The sequence below is a fragment of the Streptomyces sp. 2-1 genome (assembly GCF_048564895.1).
GTDB classification, from domain to species: Bacteria; Actinomycetota; Actinomycetes; order Streptomycetales; family Streptomycetaceae; genus Streptomyces; species Streptomyces phaeochromogenes.
Map to the genome: position 1 here is coordinate 308,256 of NZ_CP183383.1, position 12,587 is coordinate 320,842.

The following is a 12,587-nucleotide window of genomic DNA, read 5'->3' on the forward strand; positions in this document are numbered from 1 at the left end:
GACCTGTACTAAGGAACGGTGAAGCCGTGATCGGACCGGCGTCGCTGCAACGGGTGACCGGCACTCACCCGCGCCTCCTGGATGCCGCCCTCGCCACCCTCGTGGGCGGTATCGGCCTGCTGCCCCTGCTGTTCGGACGGTGGCCCGACGGCGTACAACCTTCGGGCGCCGACGCCGTCGCCGCGGCGGCCGCTTTCCTGCTTCTGCTGGCCCGCCGCCGGGCCCCGCTGCCCGTCCTGGCGCTGACAGTGCTCGGGGAGGTGGCCTTCACCGTCCTCGCGTCGTATCCGTCACGGGTGCTGAAAATCGCCGCGTTGATCGCGGTATACACCGTGGCCCGAACGGTCCGTCGGCGGACCGCCTTGATCGCCGTAGCGGGCACAGCCCTCTCCCTGTACGCGGTCATCACCTATGCGACGGATTCGGCCGCCGGCCCGGAGGCCGGCGCCGTGTTCGCCTGGACCGGGATGTTCGCCGCCGTCGGGGCCACCGTACGCACCTGGCACGACTACGCCGCCGCGATGGAGGAGCGAGCGCTGCGGGCGGAGGCGGGCAAGGAAGAAGAGGCCCGCCGCCGGGTCGCCGAGGAGCGGCTGCGCATCGCGCGGGAACTCCACGACGTGATCGCCCACCACATCGCCCTGATCACCATTCAGGCAGGGGTCGCCGGTCACTTCCTGCGGGGCCGGCCGGATCAGGCCGAGGTGGCGCTCAGCCACATCCGTGACGCCGGCCGCACGGTCCTGGACGAACTGGGCCCGCTGCTGCACGTACTGCGCCAGTCCGGCGACGAGACCACCGACGAGGCGCAGCCGACCGAGCCCGTGCCCGGCCTGTCCCGCCTCGGGGGGCTCCTCGAATCGCTGACCGCCGCCGGGCTGAGCGTCCGCCACCGGCAGTCCGGACACCCGCGCCCCCTGCCGACCGCCATCGACCTGGCCGCCTACCGCGTCATCCAGGAGGGGCTGACCAACGCGCACAAACACGGCGCGACCGCCGAGGCGGACCTGTTCGTCTACTACGGGCCCGACGAACTGCGCATCCGGATCACCAACGCCCTGGACTCCGGCCTGTGCGCGGCGACGGGCACCGGACACGGGCTGACGGGCATGCGCGAGCGCGCCCACGCGGTCGGCGGCAGCCTGAATGCCGGTGCAGACGCCGACGGTCGTTTCCGTCTCGCTGTACGTCTACCGCTGCCCACCGCCGGACCACCGACCGACACTCGCACGTCGGACCGCCCGGGCACTGCCCTGCCCGCGACCGCCGCCAACGGGAGGCAGGGATGACCGTCCGCGTTCTGCTCGCCGACGACCAGGCCCTCGTACGCTCCAGCTTCCGCATGCTCATCGAGTCGGAGCCGGACCTTGAGGTCGTCGGAGAGGCTGCCACGGGCGAAGAGGCGGTCGCGCTGGCCCGCAGCACCCGTGCCGACGTCGTGCTGATGGACATCCGGATGCCGGACATGGACGGCCTCGCCGCCACGCGCGCCATCTCCGCGGACGAAGACCTCGCGGGCGTCCGGGTGCTGATCCTGACGACCTTCGAAGCCGACGAGCACGTCTTCCACGCGCTGCGCGCCGGGGCCAGCGGGTTCCTCGGAAAGGGCGTGGAGCTCTCGTACCTCCTCGACGCCATCCGGCTGGTCGCCCGCGGAGAGGCGCTGCTGTCACCCAGGGCGACCAGGACACTCATCTCCCACTACCTCGCCTCACCCGACATGACGAGCACTCCGACCCCGGCGCTGACAGCCCTGACCGACCGCGAGCGCCAAGTGCTCCATTTCGTGGCCGCCGGACTCTCCAACGACGCCATCGCCGAACAGCTCCACATCTCGCCGTCGACCGCCAAGACCCACGTGAACCGCATCATGACCAAGCTCGGCGTCCGCGACCGCGCCCAACTCGTCGTGATCGCCTACCAGAACGGCTACGCCCACCCCGGCGCATGACCGACCGCACACCACTCGGTACGCCGGATGCCGGTCGGCTGCGCCGCCTGACAGCGTGCGGGGTGACTTGTGAGGGGTCCGCCGCCGCGTCCTGGGGGAGAGGACGTGGCGGCGGACTGTGCCCGACAGCGCGGCATCGCAAGCCGCCGGACACTTGAGAGCCCCGATAGCCGGGTGACCAGGTGGGTGCACCGGCCACCCGGAGGCTCAGAGCAGTGCTTCGGCGGTGATGGGCAGTTCGCGGATGCGGCGGCCGGTGGCGTTGAAGACCGCGTTGGCTATGGCCGGTGCCACTCCGACGATGACGATCTCACCGAGTCCCTTGACGCCGATGGGGTCGGCTTCGTAGTCCTCGCCCTTGATGTAGATCGCCTTCATGTCAGGCATGTCGGCGTGTGTCGGCACGAGGTAGTCGGCGAGGTTCGCGTTGACGATCCTGCCGTCGCGGTGGTCGGTGACCGTGTGCTCCAGGAGGGCATGACCGATACCGCCGACCATGGCCCCGATGGCCTGGCTGTCGGCGAGCCTCGGGTTGATGATCCGGGCGGCGTCGTACACGCCGACCATGCGCCGGACCCGCACCAGGCCGAGACGGGCGTCGACGGCCACTTCCGCGAAGGTCGCGGCGTAGGCGTAGAAGGAGAACTTCTCCGATTCCGGCGCCCCGGCGTACGAGCCCATCGCTTCGAGGTGGGTGCGGTTGTTGCGGGCCAGCAGCCGCCGGTACGTCTCCCCGCGGGTGGGCTCGTCCTTCGCATACAGCCGGCCGCCTCGTACGACGATGTCTGCGGCGTCGGCTCCGTGCAGGGGTGATCCGTCGTCGTTGACCGCAAGCGTGATGGCCTGCCCCCGCAGCTTGTCGCAGCCGTCCTGCACGGCGGAGCCGACGCTGGCCATGGTCTGTGAGCCGGCGTGGACGGGGGCCGGCGGCATGAGGGAGTCGCCGAGCCGGAACGTCACCTGACGCATGGTCAGGCCGAGGGCGTCGGCGGCGACCTGGGTCATGGAGGTCGCGGTGCCGGGACCCATGTCGCTGGTCGCGGACTGCACCAGGGCGGTGCCGTCGGCGTCGAGCCTGACCGAGGCCTGTGCCGCGCTGCGCTGGGTGTCGTAGACACCGGCGGCCATCCCCATACCGATGAGCCAGTCACCGTCACGCGTCGAGCGGGGCTTGGGGTTGCGCCGGTGCCAGCCGAACTCGCGGGCGCCCGCGCGGTAGCAGTCACGCAGGCGACGGGTGGAGAACGGCAGATGGGTCGACTCGTCGTCGGCGGGTTCGTTGCGCAGTCGCAACTCGATCGGGTCCAGGCCCAGTTCGTGGGCGAGTTCGTCCATCGCAGACTCGACGGGGAAGGCGCCGCTGGCGTAGCCGGGGCCGCGCATGAACCACGGCGTGCTCACGTCCAGCGGGACATGACGGTAGGCCTGACGGACGTTGGGCGTGCTGTAGAGCATCCGGCCGGGTTCCAGGACGTGTTCGCTGTGCCGTTCGTAGCGGGAGCTCTCGGTGCGGATGTCGTGCGCCGACGCGGTCAGGCGGCCCTGCCGGTTGCCGCCGAGGCTCAGGTCGTACTCGTATGCGGGGCGGAATCCCACGCCGAAGTACAACTGCCTGCGCGTGAGGACGAGTTTCACGGGGCGTTTCACCTCGCGGGCGGCCAGGGCCGCGGTGACGGCGTGCACGTAGGTCCGGGCGGCGCTGCCGAAGGCCCCGCCGACGAACGGCGAGATGACGCGGACGTTGCCGGGCGGGATGCCGAACTCACCGGCCAGGGTGCGCACGGCGCCCACCACGTTCTGGGTCTTCTCCCAGACGGTCAGCCGGTCACCGTCCCAGCGGGCGACGGTGGCGTGCGGCTCCATCGGATTGTGGTGGTTGCGGGCCATCCGGTACGTCAGGTCCAGCCGGACCGGGGCGGATTCCAGGGCTGCGTCGGCGTCGCCGCGTGCATAGGTCTCGGGGTCGTCGGCGGGTTCGGCGACGCTGATGTCGGTCGCGACGGACTCGGCATCGTAGGAGACCCGCACCAGGCTCGCGGCGTGCTGTGCACTCTCCAGCGTGGTCGCCACCACGACCGCGACCGGCTGACCGAAGAACCGGACCCGGTCGTCCTGGAAGGCACGCAGCCGCTGGCCCGGCGGGAATCCCCCCTGGACGGGCGGCAGCTTGGGCGCGTTGAGGTGACTGATCACCTTCAGGACGCCGGCTTCGGCTTCGGCGGCACGGGCATCGACGCCCGTGACACGGCCCCGGCCGACGCTGCTCTCGACAAGAACCGCGTGCACGACCCCGTCGGGGCTGTTGTCGGCGGCGTACTTCGCTTTACCGGTCACCCTCAGCCGTGCGTCGACCCGGGGCTCCGCCGCACCGACGGCTGCCTGCGGCTGCGGGCTCATTTGGTGCCTCCTACGGTGCTCAGCTGGCGTTCGACGGTGCGTTTGAGGAGCTCGACCTTGAAACGGTTGTGCGCAAGGGGGCGGGCCCCGACGGCCGCTTGCTGCGCGGCGGCCGCCCACAACGACGCCGAGGGACGCTCACCCACGAGATGCAACTCGACGGCGGGCAGCTTCCACGGCACCGTGCCCACTCCCCCGGCGGCCACCTTCGCCTCCTGGATCACGCCACCGCGCACGTGCAGTGCGACGGCGGCCGACGTGAGCGCGAACTCGTACGACTGCCGGTCGCGCACCTTCAAGTAGCCGGACTTCAGAGGGCGCGGAAGGGCCGGGATCTCGACCGCCGTGATCAACTCGCCCTGCCGGAGGGCCTGTTCGCGCTGCGGGGCGCTGCCCGGCCGCAGCAGGAAGTCGGTGAAGGCGACATGGCGTTCCCCGTCCGGGCCCAGCAGGTGCACTCTTGCCTCCAGTGCCGCGAAGGCCACGGCGACGTCGGAGGGGTGGGTGGCCACGCAGTCGTCGGAGGTGCCGAGGATCGCGTGGGTGCGGTTGAAGCCTTCGAGCGCCGCGCAGCCCGAGCCGGGGTCGCGCTTGTTGCAGTCGGCGCTCACGTCGCGGAAGTAGGTGCAGCGGGTGCGCTGCATGATGTTGCCGCCGATGGTGGCCATGTTCCGCAGCTGGGCGGATGCGCTCAGCTCCAGCGCCTGCGAGATAACGGGGTACAAGGTGCGCACCTTGGGGTGGGCGGCGGCCTCGGCCATCCGCACCAGGGCGCCGATGCGCAGGCCCCCTCGTTCGGTGACGGTGACCTCGCGCAGCGGCAGCGCGCTGATGTCGACGAGCGTGTCGGGGTGTTCGACGGTCTCACGCATGAGGTCGACGAGGGTGGTGCCGCCTGCGATGTAACGCCCGCCGCGCCGACCGGCGTTGAGGGCCTCGCGCGTGTCCGCGGCCTTGGTGTAGGTGAAGGGATACATGGGATCAGCCCTTCCGGCCGGCGGCCTGCTCGACCGCGCGCTCGATCTTCACGTAGCAGCCGCAGCGGCACAGGTTGCCGCTCATCCACTCCCGGATCTCCTCCGGCGAACCGGTGTGACCCTCCTGGATGCACCCGACACCGGACACGATCTGCCCCGGCGTGCAGAAGCCGCACTGGAAGGCGTCCTGGTCGATGAACGCCTGCTGCAACGGGTGGAGCCGGTCGCCCTTGGCCAGGCCCTCGATCGTGGTGACCTCGGCGCCTTCCAGACGCACGGCCAGCGTCAGACAGGAGTTGACCCGGCGTCCGTCGACCAGGACCGTACAGGCGCCGCAGGCCCCGGCGTTGCAGCCCTTCTTCGAACCGGTCAGGTCGAGATGCTCACGCAGCAGGTCGAGGAGCGAGGTGCGGTTGTCGACCGTGACGGTGCGCCGGACACCGTTGACCGTCAAGGCGACACGGCTGCCAGGTGGCGCCTCGACGGCGTCCGCTTCCTCGGCGGCGAACACGGACGATCCCGCGGCCAGGCCGCCGACCGCGGCGGCTCCTCCTACAGCGGTCGTCGTGGCGATGAAGGTACGCCGGGTGGGCGGTGCCGGGGAATCGGCGGGGGGAGTCACGACATGGAAGGGAGGTTCGGTGGACATGTCCACTCTCTCTCATTGGTGACGCGGGCGGTTGTCAGGTGTGCCGATGCCCTTGCGGCCTCCGCGAAGGCGCACCGCTCGCGTCGCCCGGGCAGGCAGCCGCTCCCGGTGACGTAAAGGCGGAGGAGGACGGGACGGAATCGGCTCCCGGAAGCGCGTCGAGCGCGGCGCACTGGTCTTTCAGCCCGGGAGAAGCATCCACTCCACCGGGGCACCGGGACGGAGTCGTAGCCGGCGGACAGGGACGAGGCACAGTCGGCACCGCTGACCAAGCAGCCCTCGGGGATGGAGGCCGGGATTCGTAACACCTGCCAAGCATTAACCTCCTGATGACTATCAAGCAAGCGTTACTGTATCAATCACCCTTACACTCATGCTTATTTAATTCGACACCCCGCCGGGACCGTCCAGGAGGACACCTGGTCGTTCGACATGCCGCTGCCAGGGCTCCGTCGGGGCGACGCCATCCACGAGGACCGCAGCCGGCCGAGCGACGTACATCGGCGCACCGCGAGCGAAAGGACGGGATGCCATGAGCAGTCCCGAGAGCCGCCCGCCGTCGCACGGATCCACCCGCGGTCGTCCCCGCAGCGAAGCCGTGGAACAGGCCATCCTGGACGGGGTGATGCAGCTCCTGGAGGACGGTGTTCCGCTGGCTGATGTCTCCATCGAACGCATCGCTCGCTCCGCCGGCGTCGGCAAGGCCGCCATCTACCGGCGCTGGAGCGACAAGGAGGATCTGTTCGTCGACGTCATGCGTGCCGCCGAGCCCGCAGAGCCCGAGCTTCCCGGCACCTCGATGCGCGACGACCTGGTCGTGCTGCTGGAGTCGCTGCGCCAACGCAGCCTGGTCAGCGTCTTGTCGGCGATCCTGCACAACGCGCACGCCCAGATGAGGAGCAGCCCGAAACTATGGGCCGCCTACCGCTCCGGCGTGATCACTCCCCGGCGCGACCTCGGCCTGGAGATACTCCGCCGAGGCCGGACGAACGGGGAACTCCGTACGGACGTCGACCTGGAGCTGGCTGTCGAAATGTTCGTCGGCCCCCTGCTCACCCGCGCGTTCATACGCCACGACCCCGACCTCCCGGACGGACTGGCCGAACAGATCGTCGACACCGTCCTGAACGGCCTACGGCCCGTCGGTTCCCGGAGCGCTTGACCAGGATGGGCCGCCTGAGCGGTGTGGAAGCCTGAGTTCACAGGCCTCGGCAGCATCCGCAGCGAAGCTGGGTGCTCAACCGACCAGGCGGGGCAGCAGGCGGTGGGCGTTGGCGGTGGTCAGGGACTGCCAGGTGGTGCCGTCAATGGGGGCCGGCGTGTCGGCGAACGTGGCGGTGTGGATTTCCGCAACGGGGGCCGGGGTCCAGCAGTAGTCGCTACCGAACAGCAGCCGCTCGGGGGCAACCAGGTTGAGCAGGGCAGGGACCTGGCGGGTGAGAGGGGAGAAACCGGCGGTGTCGTAGTACAGCCGGCGCAGTTGGGCGACAACGTCCGGAGCACCGTCTCGGTCGGGGCCGAACAACTGCAGGAAGCTGTTGACGCGGTCGGCCACCACTGGCAGGGCGGCGCCGCAATGCGGAACGATCACCCGCAGCCTCGGGTAGCGCTCGAGAGTGCCGGCGAAAAGCATGTTGGTGACGGCGCGGGTGGTGTCGAAGAGAAACTCGATCACCGGGCGCGGGTGTCCGAGGGCAGTCTCCTCCGAGCACACCGGAGAAGTGGGGTGCAGCAGGACGATCGCGCCACGGCGGTCGAGTTCGGCGAAGAGGGGTTCGAGCCGAGGATCACCGAGGTAGACCCCACGGGTGTGGGTCTTGAGGATCACTCCGTCGACGTCCAGCGAATCGAAGGCGTACTTGATCTCGGCCAGGGCGCCGTCGACGTCGGGCAGCGGCAGGCACGCGAACAGGCCGAAGCGGCCGGGATGGTCGCGTACCACCCGGGCTCCCTCCTCGTTGAGTTCCCGGGCGAGCTCGCGGGCGGCGCCATCGTCACCGAAGTGCGGACCTGGAGACGCCACCGACAGCACTGCCGTGTCGATGCCCGAGCGGTCCATCAGGTCAAGGTGCGCCTCGACCGACCAGGTGGCCCACGGCATACCGTCGGCCAGGTCATGGCCTGCGGCGCGGGCCCGGGCGACGGAGGAGTCCGTCACGTAGTGGGCGTGGACGTCGATGAAGCCGGGACCATGGGCGATGCTCACTGTGATCTCCTGGTCAGGTCAGGTTTCGGGTCGACGCCTGTGGCGGGGACGGTTCAGGCGGCGGAGCCTTCCCAGTCCATGCCGTCGAGCTCGGCAGGGGGCGTTGGCGGACTTCGTGGGCCTCATGCGGGCGAGGGAGGTTGAGCATGTCCTTGGTGCCACGCCTATGCGCTGTCGGTCGCCGGACGGCGCCGTTCCATTACGCAGCGCTCGGCGAAGACGAGCGCTGCGCGGACGTAGGCGTCGCCGAGCCGGTGATGTTCGATGTTGTGCCCGGCCCCACGCCAGAGCGATGCGTCGACGAATGGCGCTCGAGAGAAGAGCCGGCCGAAAGCGCCGACCCGTTCCTCCGACACGGACCAGAAACCGTCGAATTCAGCGAGCCCATACTGGACCGGCACTTCCACGGCGCGTGCGATCCTCGGCAGATTCTCAGCCCATTCAGGCATTTCGAGCATGTCGTCTGATGGGGTGGTGACGGGCAGATCGGCGGCCCCGGCCAGCGCCGGGTTGTCCAGCGTCCAGTCCGGACCGTAGAGCACTGGGCGCGTGGCTTCGAACGGGAAGTCGACGGCGGTGCCCGGCGGCAAGCGCGTGAACTGCTCCATCGCGCGGGGCGAGATGACGTCGCCCACACCGGAGACGGTCAGCCCGAGCAACGGCCACGTGAGTGTTCGGGCAGCCGCTATGTGCACGGCGATCGCTCCGCCGATCGAATGGCCGAGCAGCACGACGCCGGGGCGTCCATCGCCGAACTGCTGCCAGGCATCGGCGATCGCTTCGGCGATGATGGCAGCCGCCTCGGCGAACGACGGTTGCCGGCGAGCGGACTCCTCGTCGGCGGGATGGCCGGGGCGCGTGAGAGCGAGGGCCGGGAAGCCCGCGGCAGCTGCCCGGCTGAGCAGTGAGGAACCTGGAGCGTCGAAGTAGCGGCTGTCGTAACCGCCGCCGTGCAGGCCCACCAGGAGTGGAGTGTTTTTTCGTTCCGTTGTGGTCCAACGTCCGTCGAGCGGCATCCCTTGGCCGAATCGGCCCTTCTTCGAAACGGACATTTGGCCGAGTCCCCTTCTTCGCTGGTGACGGTGGCGACTTTCCACTTCGGGTTGACGTCGTCAGACGATCGAACTTCCTTGGAGATCTCCGCCGTCGCCGCCAGAAGCGCGTCGACGTCACAGAGAGCCGACGGTGAAGTCCTGGTCGGCGAACCCGATCAGCCGGAAGTGGCCGGGGCCGGACGACGGCGCCTCGGCGGGATCCAGGTGTTCGCTCCGACACATGCCGTCGTGGCGGCCCGCCGGTTCTTCCGGCGGGCCGTCACGATTTGCTGGTGGTCCTGGGCACGATGCGGGATCTCAGCGGACGGCGAACGCGGCGGTCGCTTCCGCGAAGGACGCGGGTTCGCGGCCGAGCAGCATCCGCAGGACGTTGCTGTTGCCGTGCAGGCCGTGCCGGTCGTAGTCCTGCCACATGGCACGCATGTCGGGGCCCCGGGACGGATCGTCCGCCACTCCTGGCGGGAGCGGTGCCTTTGCCCAGTCGACTGTCCGCGCCTCGAGCTCCACGCCTCGTGCACGTCCCGCGATGCGCAGGGCCTCGGCCGGCGTGGTGGTGGGTCCCGCCAGTTCGTAGGTCGCCGAGTCGTGGCCCTGCTCGGACAGCACCTTGACGCCGACCTCGGCGAGCTCACGCAGGTCGATGAAGGAGAACCGGTGATCGACGTCGAACGGCACGTCGACCTGCCCGGCTGGAGCCCTCCCCCACGTCGACAGGACGATCTGGGCGAACATCGAGGGCTGAAGGATCGTCCAGTCCAGGTCCGAACCCCGCACGGCGGCCTCGGCGTTGGCCTTGCGCAGGTGGTGACGGAGCCCGGGGGTGTGCGGGTGAAGAACGGACAGGTACACGAACCGGCGCGCGCCCGCGTCCTCGGCCGCCTCCAGCGCCCTGATCGCGAAGATGTCCTCCTCCGGGTGGAACGCCGGCGGGATCATGAACACGGAGTCTGCGTCCTTCACCGCCCGGCGGACGGAGTCGGGCTCCGCGAGATCGGCCTCGACGATCTCGTCGGCGGCCGGGGCGGCCACCCGTGCACGGCCCGCCGGCCCGTGCACCACCGCACGGACCCGGAACGGAGACCGCCGCGCCGCCTCCAACAGGTACCTGCCACAGAGCCCGCCCGCCCCGATCACCGCGAGCAGAGGCGGCTCTTCGCTGCGTACGGCTTCCGTTTCGGACACTTTCCGGTTTCCTCTCACTGGATCCTCGATGGCTTCGCGGAACACGATGACGGACTCGTGCCCAGGATCAGGGATTGATCACGGGCATCCACATGGGTTCGTCACGGCGTTGGACAGCGTCGACTGCCCCCATCGCATCGCTGAGCGGGAACCGATGGGTGATGAGCTCGTCAGCGGTGAGCGCACCGGTCTCCAGCAGGCGCAGGACTTCCAGCGCATCGTTGCGGGTACAGGCGCGGGTCCCGACGAACCGCCACATGTTCATCATGAGTGCCATCGGTGACTGCTGCAGCGGCGTCATATTGCCTCCCATGTGCACCAGTGCGCCGCCGGTCGCAACCCCGGCCATGGCCTGACCGGTGACCGGCCCGTCGGGGACGTAGTCGAGGACCGCGTGTGCTCCGCCGGGTGCCAGTTCACGCAGCCTGCCGGAGAGCGCGCCGGTGGTCGCCCAGTCGTCGGGGAGTTCGTCCAGGGCGACGACGCTGGTCGGGATGCCACCGGACAGCCCGGCGACGGCCTTGAGCCGGTCTCTGTGGCGGCCGACGAGGATGAGGTCGGCGACACCGAAGTGCTTCGCGAGCTTGACCGTCGCGCTGCCCATGGCACCGGTCGCGGCGGTGACGACGATCGTGGATCCCATGGGCAGCTCGGCCCACTTGAGCGCGCGTACCGCGTTGCCCATGGTGAGAACCTTGGCGGCGATGTCGAAGCCGACGGATTCCGGCAGCGGGTCGACCAGCCAGTACGGGATGCGTACGTATTCGGCGAGCACGCCGTTGTGGTACTCGTCGTAGAGGGGCATCGAGGAGTCGTTGAAAGCGGCGTAGCCCATCATGGACTGCTGCGAGCACATCATGTCGCGGTCGGTACGGCAGTAGATGCAGGTACGGCAGTTCAGGAGGGTGTGCGCCCTGACCCGGTCACCGATGCGGACGCCGGTGGCGTCGCTGCCGACGGCGGCGATGGTGCCGGCGGCCTCGAAGCCGAGGGTGGTCGGCAGATGCTTGAACGCGCCCATTTTGAGCAGGCGCATGATCCCCGGGGCCAGGCCGGCGGAGGCGACCCGCACGACGACGTCCATCGGACCGGGCTCGGGAACGGGGATGTCCTCCAGGACCAGGGTGCTGGCGTCGCGATGGGCGCGCAGGGCAAGCATCGTGGTCATGAGTGGACCTCCGTGGTGAGGGCCGCGAGCCGTTCGGGCGAGTACCGGTCGGCGGTACGGGAGGTCTTGGCGACCTGCGGCACCTCGCTGCGCGAGAGCAGGCTGACATAGTCGCCCGCCTCGGTCGCGACACTGGCGTACGAGATCCCGAGCGGGATGCGCACGAAGTCGCCGGGCTCGAGGTCGACCAGACCGTGCTGGGTGATCAGGGTGCGGTGGCCGTTGGCCTGGTACTGGATCTCGTCGGCGTCGAGGGTGCGGCGGTAGCGGCGTTCACCGCCGGGCACGGTGTTGACGAGGCCGATGCGGACTCGGTCGGTGCCGTACAGCCAGGTGGTGTCCTGGGAACGGTCGGGGCGCAGTACCTGCAGCCGGCGGTCGTCGTTGTGAACATGTTCGAGCAGCTGCTGTTCGTCGACCCCGAAGATGGTGATGTCGCGACCGGGTGTGCCCAGGTTCCAGCTGACGGCCTCGTTGGCCGGGGCGGGCTGCCAGCCGGGAAAGGGAGGGAACACCGCCTGGGACTCACGCTGGGCCGGAACCAGCTCGGCGACCGGCGCGGGGATGTAGAACAGCAGGTGGCTTGCGGCGCGGCCGTAGTTGTCGTGGGCCACGCCCCGGGGGATGCGGGAGAACTCGCCGGGCCGGTGCTCGACCACGCCGAGTTCGGTCATCAGGGTGCGCTCGCCGGCGATCTGGTAGGAGAGCTCGTCCACGTCGCAGTTGCGGTGATAGAAGGGCTGCCGGCCGTCCATCTTCTGCCACTCGACGCGGAGCTCGTCGTTCTCGTACACACCGCGCGGCGGGGCGAACGCCTCTGCCTGGTACTCCTGCGGGTAATGCACCACCGTCAGTGGCGGCTGCTCGTCCCACAGTTTCATGGGCACCTTGGACGGATGCGGTGGGGCCAGCAGCAGGTGCTCGTCGCGGACGACGCTCTGCAGCGGCTGGTCCGATGCCATGACCATGAGGTCCTCGTTGACACTCACGGCTACCTCCTCG

The 12,587-nt window shown here is 69.6% G+C and carries 11 protein-coding genes; 3 read left to right on the forward strand and 8 right to left on the reverse strand.

Annotated features, from left to right (window positions below):
- The first annotated feature begins 26 nt into the window (after window positions 1-26).
- Window positions 27-1,289 carry a sensor histidine kinase gene (locus tag ACN20J_RS01485; RefSeq protein ID WP_419664921.1) on the forward strand — a complete coding sequence of 421 codons (1,263 nt, stop codon included), beginning with the start codon at window positions 27-29 and terminating at the stop codon, window positions 1,287-1,289.
- Complete coding sequence (locus ACN20J_RS01490) at window positions 1,286-1,951, forward strand: response regulator (RefSeq protein ID WP_189845610.1); 666 nt, start codon at window positions 1,286-1,288, stop codon at window positions 1,949-1,951. The genes ACN20J_RS01485 and ACN20J_RS01490 overlap by 4 nt, the downstream gene beginning before the upstream one ends.
- 207 nt (window positions 1,952-2,158) lie before the next feature.
- Here the strand turns inward: ACN20J_RS01490 and ACN20J_RS01495 are convergent, their stop codons facing one another.
- From ACN20J_RS01495 to ACN20J_RS01505, 3 genes are read right to left on the reverse strand one after another with little or no spacing between them, the layout of a single operon-like run.
- The gene (locus ACN20J_RS01495) at window positions 2,159-4,348 is read right to left on the reverse strand and encodes a xanthine dehydrogenase family protein molybdopterin-binding subunit (protein WP_419664922.1); all 2,190 of its coding nucleotides are present in this window, start codon (window positions 4,346-4,348) and stop codon (window positions 2,159-2,161) included.
- Window positions 4,345-5,325, reverse strand: a complete 981-nt coding sequence (locus tag ACN20J_RS01500) for an FAD binding domain-containing protein (protein WP_419664923.1) — start codon at window positions 5,323-5,325, stop codon at window positions 4,345-4,347. Before ACN20J_RS01500 ends, ACN20J_RS01495 begins: the two co-directional genes overlap by 4 nt.
- A gap of 4 nt (window positions 5,326-5,329) precedes the next feature.
- Complete coding sequence (locus ACN20J_RS01505; RefSeq protein ID WP_361922249.1) at window positions 5,330-5,974, reverse strand: (2Fe-2S)-binding protein; 645 nt, start codon at window positions 5,972-5,974, stop codon at window positions 5,330-5,332.
- Window positions 5,975-6,506: 532 nt separating this feature from the next.
- Here ACN20J_RS01505 and ACN20J_RS01510 point away from each other — a divergent pair.
- Window positions 6,507-7,136, forward strand: coding sequence for a TetR/AcrR family transcriptional regulator (locus ACN20J_RS01510; protein ID WP_361922251.1), 630 nt, complete (start codon window positions 6,507-6,509; stop codon window positions 7,134-7,136).
- A 75-nt stretch (window positions 7,137-7,211) separates the two neighbouring features.
- Here the strand turns inward: ACN20J_RS01510 and ACN20J_RS01515 are convergent, their stop codons facing one another.
- The 5 genes from ACN20J_RS01515 to ACN20J_RS01535 form a co-directional block, all read right to left on the reverse strand.
- The gene (locus ACN20J_RS01515) at window positions 7,212-8,180 is read right to left on the reverse strand and encodes an amidohydrolase family protein (RefSeq protein WP_419664924.1); all 969 of its coding nucleotides are present in this window, start codon (window positions 8,178-8,180) and stop codon (window positions 7,212-7,214) included.
- 164 nt (window positions 8,181-8,344) lie between these two features.
- The gene (locus ACN20J_RS01520; RefSeq protein WP_419664925.1) at window positions 8,345-9,232 is read right to left on the reverse strand and encodes an alpha/beta fold hydrolase; all 888 of its coding nucleotides are present in this window, start codon (window positions 9,230-9,232) and stop codon (window positions 8,345-8,347) included.
- 300 nt (window positions 9,233-9,532) lie between these two features.
- Window positions 9,533-10,417, reverse strand: a complete 885-nt coding sequence (locus tag ACN20J_RS01525; protein ID WP_419664926.1) for an SDR family oxidoreductase — start codon at window positions 10,415-10,417, stop codon at window positions 9,533-9,535.
- Window positions 10,418-10,484: 67 nt separating this feature from the next.
- Window positions 10,485-11,585 (reverse strand): alcohol dehydrogenase catalytic domain-containing protein, encoded by a 1,101-nt coding sequence (locus tag ACN20J_RS01530; protein WP_419664927.1) that lies wholly within the window; start codon window positions 11,583-11,585, stop codon window positions 10,485-10,487.
- Complete coding sequence (locus ACN20J_RS01535; RefSeq protein ID WP_361922258.1) at window positions 11,582-12,574, reverse strand: hypothetical protein; 993 nt, start codon at window positions 12,572-12,574, stop codon at window positions 11,582-11,584. The genes ACN20J_RS01530 and ACN20J_RS01535 overlap by 4 nt, the downstream gene beginning before the upstream one ends.
- Window positions 12,575-12,587: the final 13 nt, after the last annotated feature.

Excerpts from the sequence above, each read along its gene's own strand:
- ACN20J_RS01490 (WP_189845610.1), top strand. The coding sequence starts at position 1,286 with ATGACCGTCCGCGTTCTGCTCGCCGACGACCAGGCCCTCGTACGCTCC.
- ACN20J_RS01495 (WP_419664922.1), bottom strand. The coding sequence starts at position 4,348 with ATGAGCCCGCAGCCGCAGGCAGCCGTCGGTGCGGCGGAGCCCCGGGTC.
- ACN20J_RS01500 (WP_419664923.1), bottom strand. The coding sequence starts at position 5,325 with ATGTATCCCTTCACCTACACCAAGGCCGCGGACACGCGCGAGGCCCTC.
- ACN20J_RS01505 (WP_361922249.1), bottom strand. The coding sequence starts at position 5,974 with ATGTCCACCGAACCTCCCTTCCATGTCGTGACTCCCCCCGCCGATTCC.
- ACN20J_RS01510 (WP_361922251.1), top strand. The coding sequence starts at position 6,507 with ATGAGCAGTCCCGAGAGCCGCCCGCCGTCGCACGGATCCACCCGCGGT.
- ACN20J_RS01520 (WP_419664925.1), bottom strand. The coding sequence starts at position 9,232 with ATGTCCGTTTCGAAGAAGGGCCGATTCGGCCAAGGGATGCCGCTCGAC.
- ACN20J_RS01530 (WP_419664927.1), bottom strand. The coding sequence starts at position 11,585 with ATGACCACGATGCTTGCCCTGCGCGCCCATCGCGACGCCAGCACCCTG.